Genomic DNA, 14,044 nt, shown 5'->3' on the forward strand with positions numbered 1-14,044 from the left:
CTGAATGTCCCATTAAATAAAAGAGTAAAAATGAAATTGAATTACATCGCTTGGCGCAGAGAAAGCTCTAGACGTCGGCTTAACCAGGAAAGCAGGCCGCAAATAATAAAATACAACACCGCGACTACGCCGAAGACCTCAAGCGGCGCAAAGGTAATATTGGTAACCAGCTGCCCAGCTCGGGTGATTTCAACAAAACCAATCACCGATGCCAGCGAGCTTTCTTTTACTAGCTGTACCAAAAATCCCACCGTGGATGGCAATGCCAGACGTATCGCCTGTGGCGCGATGATATAATGCAGAGTTTGCCACGGACGCAGGGCCAAAGACTCACCGCTTTCCCACTGGGTCCTGGGAATCGACCGCAGTGCGCTCTCCCAAATCACGCCGAGAAATGCGCTGGCGTTAATCGTTAATGCCGTTGCGGCGGCCTGTAACGGAGAAAGCTGGATGCCAATCAGACTGATGCCGTAATAGCAAAGCAGCATCAACAGCAACAGCGGAATACCCTGGAAAAATTGGGTATAAATAATGATAACTCCGTTGATCAGCCTATTATCTGCAAAACGCAAAACGGCAATTAACGCCCCTACTAATCCACCACCGATAAAGCCGATTGCTGAAAGAGCCAAAGTCCAGCGCAGCGCTTCGACGACATAAAGCAATTCAGGAAGTCCAAAACTACGCATTATTACCGCTCCCGACATCTAATTCAGTAATCACTATCGGCTTGGCAACGCGTTGAAATAATCTCTTCTGGCCAGTTTTTTTAAATATCGCCTGCCACAGTATTGTTAGAGCAGCGCGAAAAATGTAATTTAGCAGCACATAAATAATCGCCAGCGATAAATAAAGCTCCAGCGCGCGGAAAGTATCAGAACTAATTTGCATCGCCGCGCCGGTTAATTCCGGGACGCCAATGGTAGAAACAATACTGGTTGATAACATTAATAATACGGACTGACTTACGATCGGTAAGAACACCTTTTCTATCGCCGGAGGTAATACAACAAAACGTAATGCCTGCCCGCGCGTTAGCCCTAATGATTCGGCAGCCTCGTATTGTCCTTTATCTGTTGATAAAATACCGCCGCGTACAATTTCCATAATGTAGGCTGTGTTATTCAAAATAAGCGCCAGCGACGCCGCTATCAGAGGCGACAACCGAATCCCAAGCGCCGGTAAGCCGAAAAACAGTACCAGGAGCTGAATGAGCATTGGCGTATTGCGGAAAAACTCAACGTACACACGGCAAACAATGCGGTAAGTTTTAATGGAAGAAACTGAAGCCACAGCGCCTAATACTCCTAGGGCAAAGCCTAGAAATATTCCCAACACCGCCAGCCAGAGTGTTATCCACAAACCGTCAAGCAGCGTCGGCAGGTATTGCAGCAAAACGCCAAACTGAAGGTGATAGGTCATATTTCCCCCTGCAAATTAGCCACCAGAGCTGCTCTCGGAAACTGAAAGCAGCCACTAAAATTTCCCGTCAGGAGTTAACGGTTTTGCGCATCCGCAGGCTTGGCCCAGCAAACGCCACCGTGTCCTCTTTACATAATCCCAGTGCCGCCGCGACGTGCCAGTAAGCATGGTCTGCCTGCTGGATAATCCAGCACTCGGTACTTAGGCCAATAAATTTGCCCTCTAATGCGTGGCCAATTGAAATATGTGCAATCTCTTCCGGCATACCGACACTCAACAGTACATGAACGCCGTAGGTAGAATGGCGGTAAGACGGCTCCCCGTAGCGATCGCCCTGCTCACGCCAGCGCTGCTGATTCACCGGGTCAAACTCCCAGGTTTTGCCAATGTCGTGGATCAGGCCACCGGCAATCAAAATGTCGTGATCGATTCGCACTTGCGGAAAAGTAGTTTCAAACTCTTCAGCAAATTTCAGTGCCAGTCGCGTTACGCCACGCAAATGTGCATCCTGCATTCGGGTGTGCATGGTAAATACGTTTGGACTGCCTTCCCCTGGGATATCAATAACCCGATTGAAGCTCGAACGGCTTAACGCCCACTCCCACGCATCAATTGTTTTTTCCCTTAATTCATCAGACTTAATCCACGCTATTTCCGGCAGATCTTCTAAAATATGTTCCCGTGAAATTAATTTACTCATTACCACCTCATATTATTTTCTTATGGAAAGAAAGGTTTTGCTTATAGATAAGCCGAATGCTTTTGGCGATGAGTCATAATTAGCGAGTAAAGGATTACAGGTCCAGACGGAATATTAATAGCACTCATTTAATTTTTTAATCACATTGAACCAAGAGGATTAATCCCGCAAACTAAATAGTAATAATGAGTACTTACGTTTATCTTTCCCCGATAGGGATCAGGCGATGATTTCGAATTTTTCCGCGATTGAATCTTTCTTTTGGGCAGCGCAACTCTCCAGCTTTCGCGCTGCTGCGGAGCTGCTTAATGTCAGCCAGCCGACCATCTCTTATCGCATCAAGGAGTTGGAAGCTTCACTGGGGATTTCACTGTTTGATCGCCAAGGGCGCGGCGTTGAACTGACCAGCGACGGGCACGCGCTTTGTGCATACGTTGAGCGCATGATGTCGATAGCCAGCGATATCGAGGCCAATGTGTCGGTACGCCGCCATCAGACTCAACCTATCCGGCTGGGCATCATCGACAGTTTTGCCATTATTTGCCTGCCCACGTTATTGAAACGTATCGATAAACTGCATCCCAACCTGCGTGTATCAATCACTACCGAAAACAGCCACGCGCTGGCGGCCAAACTGTCAAATGGCAGCATTGATTTAGCAATTCTATCGACCCCTCCGCAACTGCCCGGTGTCGAACTGACCTCTTTGGGCAAGCAAAGTATCAGCTGGGTTGCCAGCCCGGCACTGGGATTAGGCCAGCAGCGGCTTTCGGCAGAGCGGTTTAGCCAACTGCGTATTTTCTCGACTCCGGCACCGTCGAATCTGCACTATCTGATCCTCGGCAGTTTAGGCAAAGACCCAGCATTGAACCTTCACGTCAATGAATGCAGCAGTCTGGCATTGATTCTGACGCTGGTTAAAGAAGGGCTGGGGATTAGCCTTTTGCCTGAGCGCATTGCTCAGCAAGAATTGGCGGGCGGATTGCTTGAAATGTTGTCTTCCGACTCTTTTTCGCTACCGCCGCAGGACGTCTTTATTGCCCACAACAAGGGCATTATTAATCGTTCGGTCAAACTGATGGCCGCGCTTATCCACGACGTAGCTTTAGAAAGCGATTATGTTTATCAGGCTTAGGCGGCTAATGCCCGTCGCACCACTTTTCCCGAACGGGTTCTCGGCAAGGAGTCGACAATTATCACTCGCCGCGGTTTGGCGCTGCGTCCCAGTGCAGCAACAATCTGATTGCAAAGCTGCCGTTTCAGCTGTTTGTCGGCATTTTTATCGCCACGAATAGCAATCACCACATAAAGCAGCGGCAACTGGCCCAAAAGTGGATGTGCTACCGGCACCACGGCGGTTTCTAAAACCCGGCTATCAAGCAGCACAATATTTTCAATTTCGCAGGTCGAAAGCCGCTGACCTCCGACGTTAATCACGTCATCGGCGCGCCCCAACACGCTTACCCGCCCTTGTAAATCAGTAACGCCCCAGTCCAGAGTCAGGTAGCGCCATTGCCCCTGTTGGTGCTGCCAATAGAGCTGGTCGTGCCCGGCATCATTTTGCCAAAGGCTCTGCATTCCACCCGGCGCAAGACTGTCTTGCAAGACAATCACGCCCGGTTCACCGGGTGCGCAAACATCTCCGCTATGTCTTTGCACAACCAACACCTGCCGCCCCAGCACACTTCGCAACAGATTGTGACTACCGGCTAAAATCGGCCAGCCGGTTTCTGTTTGCCAGTAATGTTCAGCGACAGGAATGCGCAACGTTTCACTCAGCCAATCGGCAGTCAGTGGATCATTAGCCTCCCCCGCCAGATAGATGCCGCGCAGACTTGCGCTATACGCGTTAATGCCCTGTTTGCCAAACTGGCGCAACAGCCGCATGGCGCCAGGGGAAGTCAGCATGCGAGTCACGTCATAGCGCGCAACCAGCTGCCACCAATAATCGCTGCCGCCGTGCAACGGCCCCCCCTCAACAATTAATGTCGTCATACCCGCCAACAGCGGGGCATACACCCCATAGCTGTGGCCGACCACCCAGCCGACGTCGGCAGTCGTAAAGATGATTTCATCGCTGCCGGTGATACCATAAATGTCACGTAGGGTAGTCAGCAGCGCGACTGCATAACCGCCGGTATCACGCAGAATACCTTTCGGCTCTCCGCTAGTGCCCGAGGTATAAAGCAAGTGCGAGGTCGCGGCAGCTGACAGCCACACGCAAGCTGAAAACTTGCCGAGCAACCGTTTACGAGCGGCAGCATAGTCAGTTTCATGCGCCAGCGGCGGATGGTATCCAACGTCAATATCACGATCGACCATCAATATCGGGGTTATAGGTTGCTGATTCAGCCCCAATGCCGCCTGCAATACGGGTCGATAAGAGACGAATTTTCCGTGTTCTAAACCGGCTGACGCGCTGATGACGAGTTTCGGGGAACTGGCGCGGAGCCGCTCTGCCAGAGCCGGTGCGGGTAAACCGGCGAACACCACCACATGGATAGCACCGATTCGCGCGCAGGCCAGCATGGCAATATGCGCTTCTGCGATCATCGGCAGATAAATCAACACCCGATCGCCGGTTGTCACGCCGAGCTGGCGCAACGTTTCGCTCATGGCCGAGATTTCGACATGCAGTTCAACATAGCTTAGCCGCCGCTCCTGACCTCGAGCATCAAGTTGAATGATTGCTGTATGAGCACCACGTTGAGCCAAATGGCGATCCACCGCGTTATGGCACAGATTGGTCGTTCCGTCTTCAAACCAACGCTGACGGGGCGAGTCTTGCACCTGAGACACTGTTGACTGCGGCAACTGTTGCCAATCAATCAGGCTCGCCTGCCGTTGCCAAAACTCTTTGTCAACCAACTGGTTATGATCTTTGGCTGATGAAAATTGCGTCTTGTGGCTGGCCTGTGCCACGGTTTGCCGGTCAGCGAAACGCATTTTCCATCCCTCCCATCGCTGCGACTTGCCCGAAAAATCCGGCTGCCAACATTTGTTCGCCGAGATAAATCGCGTCTTGCCCGACGCCTTCAAAACGCCCGGAACCCCAGGTCCATAGCCACGGTAAGCCGAGGAAATACAGCCCGGCAATGTCACAAACACCGCGTCGATGAATCGGATAGCCGCGATGATTAAAAGCTGGCACATCAATCCAGCTAAAATCGGTATGAAAACCCACGGCCCAGACAATGGCAGAAATCTTTGACAGATCCAGTCGATTGTCACTTTCCGACGGCTGCCAGACCGGCACGTATCGCGCCTCAATCGGAGCAGAAATACCCTGCTCGGCAATCCAGGCATCAATACTGTCTTTAATTTTTTCCGAGGTTGCGTCGGCGGCATCCAGATATTTCGTCAACCCGTCATCCATCACCAGCCAGCCGTCGCCGTTTTCCTCCGCCTGATAAGACTGCATGCGTCCGTGCAGCTGCATACCCTGCCGCGCAAAGGCGCGCAGATCGATATCTCTGCCTCCATCGCGACCGGTAACATAGTGGTTGGTCTTTTGACGCGCATCTTCTCCCAGAGGATGGTTATCGACATTCAGCTGGTAATGCCCCATATCATCAAGCCAGGCCACTACGTCGCGACCGCGATAAAAACGCGCCACCCGAGGCGCATTGCCGACACAAAGATGAACTTTACGTCCGGCCAGATGCAAGTCTTCGGCAATTTGAGCCCCCGACTGCGCCGATCCAACGACCAGCACCTCTCCCTCCGGCAAACTTTCGGCATTGCGATATTGCGCAGAATGCAGCTGGGTGATGCGCGCAGGCAGTTGGCTTGAAATCGCCGGGAATCGCTCACGATGATAGTTGCCGACCGCGACCACCACTTGTTCGGCAGTAAACTCCCCCTCGCTGGTGGTCACACAAAAACGCCCGTTCTGACTGGACGGATTACTGCGGCTAATGCCGATGACATTAACGCCCTCGCGGATTGGCGGCGAAAAATGGGCCGCATAGCTCTCGAGATAATCGACTATCTGACTCTTGACCATAAAACCTTCTGGATCTTTACCGGCATAGTGGAACCCCGGCAATCGACACTGCCAGTTCGGCGTCACCAGGCAAAAAGTGTCCCAGCGTTGTTCACGCCACGCCCATCCCAGACGATGGCGTTCGAGGATCAGATGTTCGACTCCCTGCTGTTTCAGCACATAACTCATCGACAAACCCGCCTGGCCACCACCGATGATCAGTGTGTGAACGTGCTGAGATTGCTTCGCGGCGGTGGGGATTTGATTATCTTTCATGGCAATTATTCCTGAATATTTAGCACAGTGCTTTTAACCGTAAAAACTTCAACCGTAACAACTGCAATCACATCAACGACTACGGTAACGGGCCAACCGGCGCGATGGCCGTGACGCTGACCTTTGCGTGCTGACGACCTTGATACAGCGCCGACTTTTCATTGATGCGCGTCAACTGGTCCATGGCGCTGGAGCAGGCAAAACCATATTTCTGCTCGACTCGCTGACTGGCTTCGTTTAATGCCGAGGAACAGCGACGGGTGAATTCCGTCAGACTGTAGGTTTCTCCGGCGGTCAGATATTCGCCAATCACCGTCGAGGGTGAATAGCACGCTTCAGTGCTACCGTCCGGCCAGCACACGTGAAAATGCATCGCAGGTATGATTTGTCTCTCCTGTTCAGATGAAAATCGTCAAGACGTTGAAGGTGCGAAGCCGGTTAATGCCGACTCGGCGAGATCCCAGAAACATTCACACTGATTATTTGTCATCACATCGAGCCGCAAACTGTCGGTCACTTCGCCGATAACTGCCGCCGCAATGCCGCACTGGTTGAACTGCTCGATAAGATCCGCCGTTTTCGTCGTTGGCGTGGTCAGCAGATACCCAAAGCTTGGAAAGGCGCAAAGCCAATCCTGCCAACTCTCATCCGGAGGTTTAGGGATTGATTCAAGGGTAATTTTCGCGCCGACCTGCGAACTTTCCAGCAGCATGGTCAGCGTCCCCAGCAGTCCAGCCTGGCTGATATCCTTGGCCGCTACGGCCAGCCCGCACTCGGCGATTTGCGGTAACAGGTCAATACAGCGGCGCAGCATTGCAGGATCGGCGGTGGTCGCTGCGTTCCAGTTAAGATTTGGCGCGCGCCAGCTTCCGCGCAGGTCAATAGCCGCGACGACTGCCTGTCCGGGACGGGCAGCAAATCCGCTGAGCAAGGCTTTGGCCTGACCTAAAATCGCTACCGAAAGCTGAGTTTGCTGGCTGCGCAGATTGGTGTGACCGCCAACAATCGGCACGCCGAACGCGGCTGAGGCGGCGGCCATTCCTGCCAATACCTGCGCGGCTTTATCTTCTCCCGCGCTCCACAGCGCGTTGACTACCGCCTGCGGCCGACCGCCCATCGCCGCAATATCGCTGACATTGACCATTACGCCGCACCAGCCAGCAAACCACGGGTCCTCCTCGACAAAACGATTGATAAAACCTTCTATCGCCAACAGGCTGTAGCCTTCGCCATTTGGCAGCACTGCACAATCGTCACCGTTGGGATAGTAATCAAACAGACTGGCGGCCTTGAGCTGCTGCGGCACGAGTTGAATGTCACGTTTATGGGCAATACCGCTGTAGTGGCGAATCCGGGTCAGTAACTCACACAGGGTGGCAGGAGATTCAAGCGTAAGCATCGGCGGGTTCCTTCTCGAGTTTCAAAGCACCAAGCCAGGCAGGAGCCAACTCTTGCGGGCTGCGCGATAAACGTCCGCGCACGACGAAGCCACTGTTCGGATTGTGGCAAGCGGGGTAGTGTTCCAATTCGGCGCGCATAAATACGTGAGCGCGCTCGCGCAGCACCTCACGTTGCAGAGTTTGCCAGTGCAGTCGCTGAAACAGTCCTTCATTTTGCTGCTGAACGTGGGCATAAAAACGCTGACACCCCAGAGCGCAGGCGCTGGACACCGCCAAACGGATCAAGGTCGCGCCCAGTTGCCCCTGACGGCGAAAATCAGGGTCTACCGCCAGCCGCGAGCCGCACCATTCACCCGGTTGGTCCTGATGAATGCGCACCGTGCCAACGACTTGCTCGTGCCAGCCGCCATAGCTGCCAATCACTACCAGCAACTGAGCGTGCTCGTCGATGGCGTCAAGATCGTCGCCCACAAACAGTCTCTGTTCCTGGCAAAAAACCTTTTGGCGCAGCGCGTAGGCCTGCTCGCGCTCCCACGGCAACGTGACCCATTTCACCGTGTAATCGGAATACTGAGGTTGGCTTATCATCGTATTCTCCCGCCTATTCGCTCTCGTAGGTGGCCAATGAGGAGCAGGCACCGCAGCGCCCGCATCCGGCCTTGATTTCCGTTGAACGCAGAGTATTTTCCCGCAGCATGCCCGCCAGCGGTCGCAAAATACCTTCCATAAAGTTGGCATCGGGCGCGGGATGATCTTCCAGCGGCGTGCCGCGAATCGGGACAAACGGCACCACAAAAGGGTAAACGCCGATCGCCACCAGACGCTGGCAAATATCCAAAATCGCCTGTTGTGTATCGCCCAGTCCGGCCAGAATGTAGGTGCTGACCTGGCCTTTGCCAAAGACCTTCACCGCCTCGACAAACGCGGTCATATATTGCTCCACGCTGACCTGCGCCTTGCCCGGCATGATGACCTCGCGCACGCTTTCGGTGACGACTTCAAGATGCATTCCAAGTGCATCGATTCCGGCGTCTTTCATTCGCTGATACCAGAGCGGATCGGCGGGAGGTTCGCACTGGCCCTGAATCGGAATATCCACCGCTGCTTTAATAGCCAGCGCGCTTTCGCACAGCACTTTCGCTCCGCGATCGCTGCCAGAGGGCGTGCCGGTGGTCATCACCATATGTTTCACACCGTCCAGCTCTACCGCTGCTTTGGCAACTTCGGCCAGTTGTTGCGGCGTTTTGTGTGCCACGGTTCGCCCGGCGGCCAGCGACTGGCCAATCGAACAGAACTTGCAGGCCTTGCGTCGATTTTCGTAGCGAATACAGGTTTGCAGCACTGTCGTCGCCAGCACATCGGTGCTGTGCAGCGTCGCAATGTGGGAATAAGGCACGCCGTCGGCGGTTTGCAGGTCATAAAATCGCGGCTTGCTGGCAAAGGTGATATCACGTAGCGGAATGCTGTCGCGCATCAGGCGCGCTACACCGTCGGAGGTGTGTTGCACGCTGAACGGCGAGAATTGCGCCGAATTGCTGTACACCGGCACCATCACCGTGCTGCCCTCTATGATCATCGCCTGATGGTCAGAAGGACCGGCACCGCCCTTGCGCGATACGTGCTCAGTCTGAGGATTGAGCACGCGGATTCCCTGGCTTTGCAGCTCAGTGATCAGACGCTGTTTCGATAGAGTCTGGATAGTCATATTCACCCCCTGAATGCTTATTGCCTGCGATAGTGAAATCCGTCTGCGCGCCGTCTTTGAAACTATGGCTATAGCCCGCAGGCTGCTTGTTGATCAACAAACTCAGCAGTTCCGGCCGCGCGTAATGGCCGACCGAGTCCATCATCCGCTTGCGTTTGATGATCAGATTCATATCCATATCGGCGATCAAAATCCCTTCGCCCTCAGTGAGCGGTGGCACCAGATGATGCCCTTCCGGCGAGACGATAGCGGTGTTGCAACCTCCGCGCAGGCCCTTTTGCAAGGCAGGATCGGAGGTCAGCTGTTCAATCTGGTCGTCGGTCAACCAACCGGTAGAGTTGATGACAAAGCAGCCCGATTCCAACGCGTGATGGCGAATGGTGACGTCCATTTGCTCGGCGAAAATCGGCCCCACCAGCGATCCGGGAAACTGGCTACAGTGGATCTCTTCGTGCTGGGTCATCAGCGCATAGCGAGCCAGCGGGTTGTAATGCTCCCAGCACGCCAGTGCGCCGACTCGCCCGACTCGAGTTTCCACCACCTGTAAACCGCTGGCGTCGCCTTGCCCCCAAATCATCCGTTCATGGTAAGTCGGCGTAATCTTGCGACGTTTGAGCACCAGTTCCCCGGAGGCGTCAAACACCAGCTGGGTGTTATAGAGCGTGCCGTAATCGCGTTCGTTAACGCCGAGCACAACGACGATGTCACGCAATCTGGCGCGCTCGGCTACTGCATGAGTAATCGGTCCCGGAACCTGTACCGCCTGCTCGTATAAGCGCAAATGCGCAGCGCCTGCGGTTATCGCAGGAGTGATAAACGAAAAGTACGGGTAATAAGGCACAAAAGTTTCCGGGAAAACGATAATCTCGGCGCCTTTACTTGCCGCTTCGTCAATGGCGTCCAGAACCTTGGCCAGCGTTTTGCTGGCCTCGTCGAGATCTGGCGCGATTTGCACGGCTGCGGCACGAACAGTACGTGGTGAGGCCATTTCGCACCCTCCCTTACATGGTCCAGGTGTCGATAATCACCGCATTTTCACGGGTGTGGATAAGCTTGAGATCCAGTACGTCCAGAGGATTAATGGCGCGGATCCCCTCTATAAGTGAGGGCTCGCCGTGGCCGTACAGCGCCTGTAATGCAAAGCGACAGGCATAGACTTTGCCGCCTTCGGCCATAAATTTCGCCAGCTGTTTGTTGTAGTTTTGATGCCCCGGAAAAGCCTCGTCGCCAAGCGTGGGGAAACCGCGTTGCACCCCCAGCGTAACGCCAGGTCCGTAAAGCAGAATCGACGTTTCGAATCCTTTTCTCTGCAATCGCGTGGCCTGCAACATATTGACGAAACCAATCGATCCTTCGAACGCCACAGTATGGAAAGTGACCAGCGCTTTTTGACCCGGCTCCGCTTTCACATCCTCAAAAACTTTCTCTTCGTAATCGACCAGGAAATCACCGGTTTTGTGGGCAGGCAGTGTGACTTTAGGCATGGTTGGCTCCAGTTTTCTTAAGTTGTCTTGGTCAGGGTGAGAATCCGCTGACGCCAGTGATGCACCAGGCAGCGTGCATGGGCAGCGTGCATGGGCAGCGGGTGCAAAAAGTAAATTGCAAAGCCTGTGCCACTCAAAAAAACGCAGATGCAATCATTGCTAAATCAAGCGCTGCTTTTCTGCTCAAAAAAATTATCTTTTTGCTGTCGAGAGAGGAAATGTCCGCGAAGAGTTAGGGACGCAAGACATAAAACGCACCAAATCGATGCTTATTTGCACTAAAAAGGCACACGCACAAAATCAATATGCAATCATTGATGCAATCAATTTAGCTCGCGATTGCATTTTTCAATCAGCAGAAGCTATAGTGTATTTTTGATGCAATTCGGGAGGGGCGGCACGGGCCGTTAACTGCTTATGGTTCAACGTATTTACGAGCGCTGGTTGCAGTCCCTGCGTCAACATCCGCAGCGACCGGCCTATTTAATGATTGCCGATTTGATAGGCGACGGCATCAATACTGGCGAATTTCAGGCTCGTGACCGCCTGCCACCGCTGCGAGATTTAGCCGTCGCGCTGGAACTGAATTACACCACCGTTACACGAGGCTACGCGGAGGCCAGGAAGCGCGGCCTGATTGACTCGCGGCCCGGCATGGGCAGCTTTATTCGCGGTAAAGTTCCCGCAATCCCTTTAAATGGCGGCAGCAGTTACGAAATGACCATGAATTCGCCTATCGAGCCGGAAATGCCCGATATCGCGGAGATGCTCCGTCAGGGAGCAATAAGCCTTTTCACTCAAAACGATCCGTTTCCGCTTCTGCGCTATCAGGATTTTGGCGGCGGCACAGCCGATAAAGACGCGGCAATGCAGTGGCTTGGCAAACGACTGCCGCCGATGAATTCCGATGAAGTGTTGGTGTGTCCGGGCATCCATAGCGCACTGGTAGGATTACTGACTTTATTAGGCCGCAAAGGTGGCAGCATTTGTGTGGGCAATCTGGTTTATCCCGGGCTCAAGGCGATTGCCACTCAACTGGGTGTGCCGCTACACGCGCTCGATTGTGACAATGATGGTCCGACGCCGCGCTCATTTGAAAACCAATGCCAGGCGGGCAGCGTCAGCGCGCTGTATCTTAACCCAACCATTCATAATCCAACGACTCTGACTATGCCGCTGCGCCGCCGTGAGTCACTGGCCGATGTTGCCTTGCGTTACAGCATTCCAATTATCGAAGATGATGCTTATGCCGCCCTGCCGCAGCTCACTGCCTATCAACACCCGATACCCACTTTCGCCGAACTGATCCCCGAGCTGACCTGGTATCTCACCGGGTTGTCGAAATGTTTTGGCGCCGGCCTGCGTATCGCCTACATCAAAGGACCGGGTAAACGTTCGGTTCAGCTATTGGCCGGTGCGCTGCGGGCGTTGACGGTGATGTCCAGCCCGATTACCAACGCGCTGGCGACACAATGGATAAGCGACGGCACCGCCGATAAGGTACTGCAGTCGATTCGCAGCGAGGCACAGGTCCGCCAACGTCTGGCCGCCCAACATTTGCATAAATTCAGCTATCGAGCCGACGCCGACGGTTTTCATCTTTGGCTGATCCTGCCCAGACAGTACGGCTGGAACCCGTCTGACGTGGCAGTGAAATTGCGCGAACAGGGTGTTAGCGCGGTATCCAGCGCCGCCTTTAGCACCGACAACAATCCGCCCGATGCTCTGCGATTATGTTTAGGCGGCAGCAACAGCCGCATTCTCTGCGAGGAGAACCTGATCGTGGTAGCCGATATGCTGGAATATCCGGCGCATTTTTCCAGCGTAGCGTTATAGATTGAGGACAATTCAATGGCTTCAAGATATTGATTCGAAGGGTGACTTTTAGAAAAAAATAAATTTTATGCTAACTGCGTTTCACCTTGCCTCTGCGCCAGCTCAAAATACTGCACCACGGCGTGCTGTCGAATCAGCTCGGCCAACTCAGGGGAATGGCTGGTTATCCACAGCTGGCTGTAGCGGCTGGTTTCCGCCAGCAGCATCGCCAGCGCCGGGATCAAGTCCGGGTGCAGGCTGTTTTCAGGCTCATTGAATGCCATAAAAGAAGGCGGCCGAGGGCTAAGCATCGCAACGGCCAGACAGACAAATCGCAGCGTGCCGTCTGAAAGCTCGCTAGCCTCCAGCGGGCGGTAAATGCCTTCGCGCTGCATCATCATCTGAAAACGCCCCAACGAAGCATCGACAAAAAATTCGCTATCCGGAAAAGCCTCTTTTAAAACTTTGTGCAGCAGCTCGCGATTGCCGATTTCATTGATGGTTTCAAAAGCCGCAGCCAGATTACTGCCATCATGTGCCAACACCGGCGAGCGAATCCCCACCTGTGGCAGCCTGAGCGGCGAGCCGGGCCAGACGGCAAACTCGTGATAAAAACGCCAGCCTTTAAATACCTCACGCAGTGGTGAAACTTCAGGATAAAGGTGCGGTTCCGCCAGTTGACCAAACACAGATTCGTGCGGGCTGATGCTTAACGGATAGCGCACCTGTTCGCCCGAGAAATTGGTCAGTTTGGCCGTTTGATTTATTCGCTCGACCAGGCGGCTCGAAGGGCGACGCTGGTGCCCTGTCATCCACAGCGATTCGGCTTTCACCCAAGGATCAAGAGTGAAAATACTACTTCCTGGTCCAGGAGAATTTTCAAATCCCACCTGCAATTCATAATCAAAATCTTCCAGCGTAGCAGACAAATTCATCCGACTCTCACCGCTACGTTTTTTCCCGGCCCACAGCGTTTTCTGAATCCCGCCCTCTTCGGCAAGCGCCGCTGCAAGCTGACCCTGTGACGCCTCATGCAATAACTTTACGGCTTTATAAAGATTGGATTTCCCGCAGCCGTTAGGCCCGCAAATGACGTTTAACTGCCCCAGTTCCAGCTCGATGTTGCGGATCGAGCGGTACCCATTTATTCGCAGCTGTCTGACAAACATAGCGATCCCTATGAATATAATGTTAGCCCAAAGATGTAAATAATAATGATAGTCTTTATCATTTGGTTTATCATGCTCACGCTTTTAC

At 53.5% G+C, this 14,044-nt stretch carries 14 protein-coding genes; 2 read left to right on the plus strand and 12 right to left on the minus strand.

Annotated features, from left to right (window positions below):
- Positions 1-41: 41 nt before the first annotated feature.
- From SPM24T3_RS01910 to SPM24T3_RS01920, 3 genes are all read right to left on the minus strand, one after another.
- The gene (locus tag SPM24T3_RS01910) at positions 42-689 is read right to left on the minus strand and encodes an amino acid ABC transporter permease (RefSeq protein ID WP_009634996.1); all 648 of its coding nucleotides are present in this window, start codon (positions 687-689) and stop codon (positions 42-44) included.
- Positions 682-1,422, minus strand: a complete 741-nt coding sequence (locus SPM24T3_RS01915; RefSeq protein WP_009634997.1) for an amino acid ABC transporter permease — start codon at positions 1,420-1,422, stop codon at positions 682-684. Before SPM24T3_RS01915 ends, SPM24T3_RS01910 begins: the two co-directional genes overlap by 8 nt.
- A 67-nt stretch (positions 1,423-1,489) precedes the next feature.
- The gene (locus SPM24T3_RS01920) at positions 1,490-2,122 is read right to left on the minus strand and encodes an HD domain-containing protein (protein WP_009634998.1); all 633 of its coding nucleotides are present in this window, start codon (positions 2,120-2,122) and stop codon (positions 1,490-1,492) included.
- A 226-nt stretch (positions 2,123-2,348) separates the two neighbouring features.
- Here SPM24T3_RS01920 and SPM24T3_RS01925 point away from each other — a divergent pair, with 226 nt between their 5' ends.
- Positions 2,349-3,257, plus strand: a complete 909-nt coding sequence (locus SPM24T3_RS01925; RefSeq protein WP_009634999.1) for a LysR family transcriptional regulator — start codon at positions 2,349-2,351, stop codon at positions 3,255-3,257.
- Here the strand turns inward: SPM24T3_RS01925 and SPM24T3_RS01930 are convergent.
- The 8 genes from SPM24T3_RS01930 to SPM24T3_RS01965 form a co-directional block, all read right to left on the minus strand.
- Complete coding sequence (locus SPM24T3_RS01930; protein ID WP_009635000.1) at positions 3,254-5,068, minus strand: AMP-binding protein; 1,815 nt, start codon at positions 5,066-5,068, stop codon at positions 3,254-3,256. The genes SPM24T3_RS01925 and SPM24T3_RS01930 overlap by 4 nt on opposite strands.
- Positions 5,055-6,383: an MSMEG_0569 family flavin-dependent oxidoreductase gene (locus SPM24T3_RS01935; protein WP_009635001.1), complete on the minus strand. Its 1,329-nt coding sequence runs from the start codon at positions 6,381-6,383 to the stop codon at positions 5,055-5,057. The genes SPM24T3_RS01930 and SPM24T3_RS01935 overlap by 14 nt, the downstream gene beginning before the upstream one ends.
- Positions 6,384-6,462: 79 nt before the next feature.
- Positions 6,463-6,756, minus strand: a complete 294-nt coding sequence (locus tag SPM24T3_RS01940) for an MSMEG_0570 family nitrogen starvation response protein (RefSeq protein WP_009635002.1) — start codon at positions 6,754-6,756, stop codon at positions 6,463-6,465.
- Between the two features lie 39 nt (positions 6,757-6,795).
- Positions 6,796-7,782 carry a sll0787 family AIR synthase-like protein gene (locus SPM24T3_RS01945; protein WP_009635003.1) on the minus strand — a complete coding sequence of 329 codons (987 nt, stop codon included), beginning with the start codon at positions 7,780-7,782 and terminating at the stop codon, positions 6,796-6,798.
- A complete protein-coding gene (locus SPM24T3_RS01950; RefSeq protein ID WP_009635004.1) occupies positions 7,769-8,371 on the minus strand; it encodes an MSMEG_0567/Sll0786 family nitrogen starvation N-acetyltransferase in 603 nt (200 codons plus the stop codon). Before SPM24T3_RS01950 ends, SPM24T3_RS01945 begins: the two co-directional genes overlap by 14 nt.
- A gap of 13 nt (positions 8,372-8,384) precedes the next feature.
- A complete protein-coding gene (locus SPM24T3_RS01955; RefSeq protein ID WP_009635005.1) occupies positions 8,385-9,488 on the minus strand; it encodes an MSMEG_0568 family radical SAM protein in 1,104 nt (367 codons plus the stop codon).
- Entirely contained in the window at positions 9,448-10,476 is a 1,029-nt protein-coding gene (locus SPM24T3_RS01960) for a Nit6803 family nitrilase (protein ID WP_009635006.1), read from the minus strand. Before SPM24T3_RS01960 ends, SPM24T3_RS01955 begins: the two co-directional genes overlap by 41 nt.
- A gap of 13 nt (positions 10,477-10,489) precedes the next feature.
- Positions 10,490-10,972 carry an MSMEG_0572/Sll0783 family nitrogen starvation response protein gene (locus SPM24T3_RS01965; protein ID WP_009635007.1) on the minus strand — a complete coding sequence of 161 codons (483 nt, stop codon included), beginning with the start codon at positions 10,970-10,972 and terminating at the stop codon, positions 10,490-10,492.
- Between the two features lie 417 nt (positions 10,973-11,389).
- Here SPM24T3_RS01965 and SPM24T3_RS01970 point away from each other — a divergent pair, with 417 nt between their 5' ends.
- On the plus strand, positions 11,390-12,808 hold the full coding sequence (locus tag SPM24T3_RS01970) for a PLP-dependent aminotransferase family protein (protein WP_009635008.1): 1,419 nt from the start codon (positions 11,390-11,392) through the stop codon (positions 12,806-12,808).
- A gap of 65 nt (positions 12,809-12,873) precedes the next feature.
- Here the strand turns inward: SPM24T3_RS01970 and SPM24T3_RS01975 are convergent, their stop codons facing one another.
- Positions 12,874-13,956 (minus strand): AAA family ATPase, encoded by a 1,083-nt coding sequence (locus tag SPM24T3_RS01975; protein WP_009635009.1) that lies wholly within the window; start codon positions 13,954-13,956, stop codon positions 12,874-12,876.
- Positions 13,957-14,044 lie beyond the last annotated feature (88 nt).

The sequence above is a fragment of the Serratia sp. M24T3 genome (assembly GCF_000257645.1).
Taxonomy (GTDB): domain Bacteria; phylum Pseudomonadota; class Gammaproteobacteria; order Enterobacterales; family Enterobacteriaceae; genus Rouxiella.

What these genes read in the sequence shown, in the direction of transcription:
- SPM24T3_RS01910 (WP_009634996.1), bottom strand. Translation starts at nt 689, where the DNA reads ATGCGTAGTTTTGGACTTCCTGAATTGCTTTATGTCGTCGAAGCGCTG.
- SPM24T3_RS01915 (WP_009634997.1), bottom strand. Translation starts at nt 1,422, where the DNA reads ATGACCTATCACCTTCAGTTTGGCGTTTTGCTGCAATACCTGCCGACG.
- SPM24T3_RS01920 (WP_009634998.1), bottom strand. Translation starts at nt 2,122, where the DNA reads ATGAGTAAATTAATTTCACGGGAACATATTTTAGAAGATCTGCCGGAA.
- SPM24T3_RS01925 (WP_009634999.1), top strand. Translation starts at nt 2,349, where the DNA reads ATGATTTCGAATTTTTCCGCGATTGAATCTTTCTTTTGGGCAGCGCAA.
- SPM24T3_RS01930 (WP_009635000.1), bottom strand. Translation starts at nt 5,068, where the DNA reads ATGCGTTTCGCTGACCGGCAAACCGTGGCACAGGCCAGCCACAAGACG.
- SPM24T3_RS01935 (WP_009635001.1), bottom strand. Translation starts at nt 6,383, where the DNA reads ATGAAAGATAATCAAATCCCCACCGCCGCGAAGCAATCTCAGCACGTT.
- SPM24T3_RS01940 (WP_009635002.1), bottom strand. Translation starts at nt 6,756, where the DNA reads ATGCATTTTCACGTGTGCTGGCCGGACGGTAGCACTGAAGCGTGCTAT.
- SPM24T3_RS01945 (WP_009635003.1), bottom strand. Translation starts at nt 7,782, where the DNA reads ATGCTTACGCTTGAATCTCCTGCCACCCTGTGTGAGTTACTGACCCGG.
- SPM24T3_RS01950 (WP_009635004.1), bottom strand. Translation starts at nt 8,371, where the DNA reads ATGATAAGCCAACCTCAGTATTCCGATTACACGGTGAAATGGGTCACG.
- SPM24T3_RS01955 (WP_009635005.1), bottom strand. Translation starts at nt 9,488, where the DNA reads ATGACTATCCAGACTCTATCGAAACAGCGTCTGATCACTGAGCTGCAA.
- SPM24T3_RS01960 (WP_009635006.1), bottom strand. Translation starts at nt 10,476, where the DNA reads ATGGCCTCACCACGTACTGTTCGTGCCGCAGCCGTGCAAATCGCGCCA.
- SPM24T3_RS01965 (WP_009635007.1), bottom strand. Translation starts at nt 10,972, where the DNA reads ATGCCTAAAGTCACACTGCCTGCCCACAAAACCGGTGATTTCCTGGTC.
- SPM24T3_RS01970 (WP_009635008.1), top strand. Translation starts at nt 11,390, where the DNA reads ATGGTTCAACGTATTTACGAGCGCTGGTTGCAGTCCCTGCGTCAACAT.
- SPM24T3_RS01975 (WP_009635009.1), bottom strand. Translation starts at nt 13,956, where the DNA reads ATGTTTGTCAGACAGCTGCGAATAAATGGGTACCGCTCGATCCGCAAC.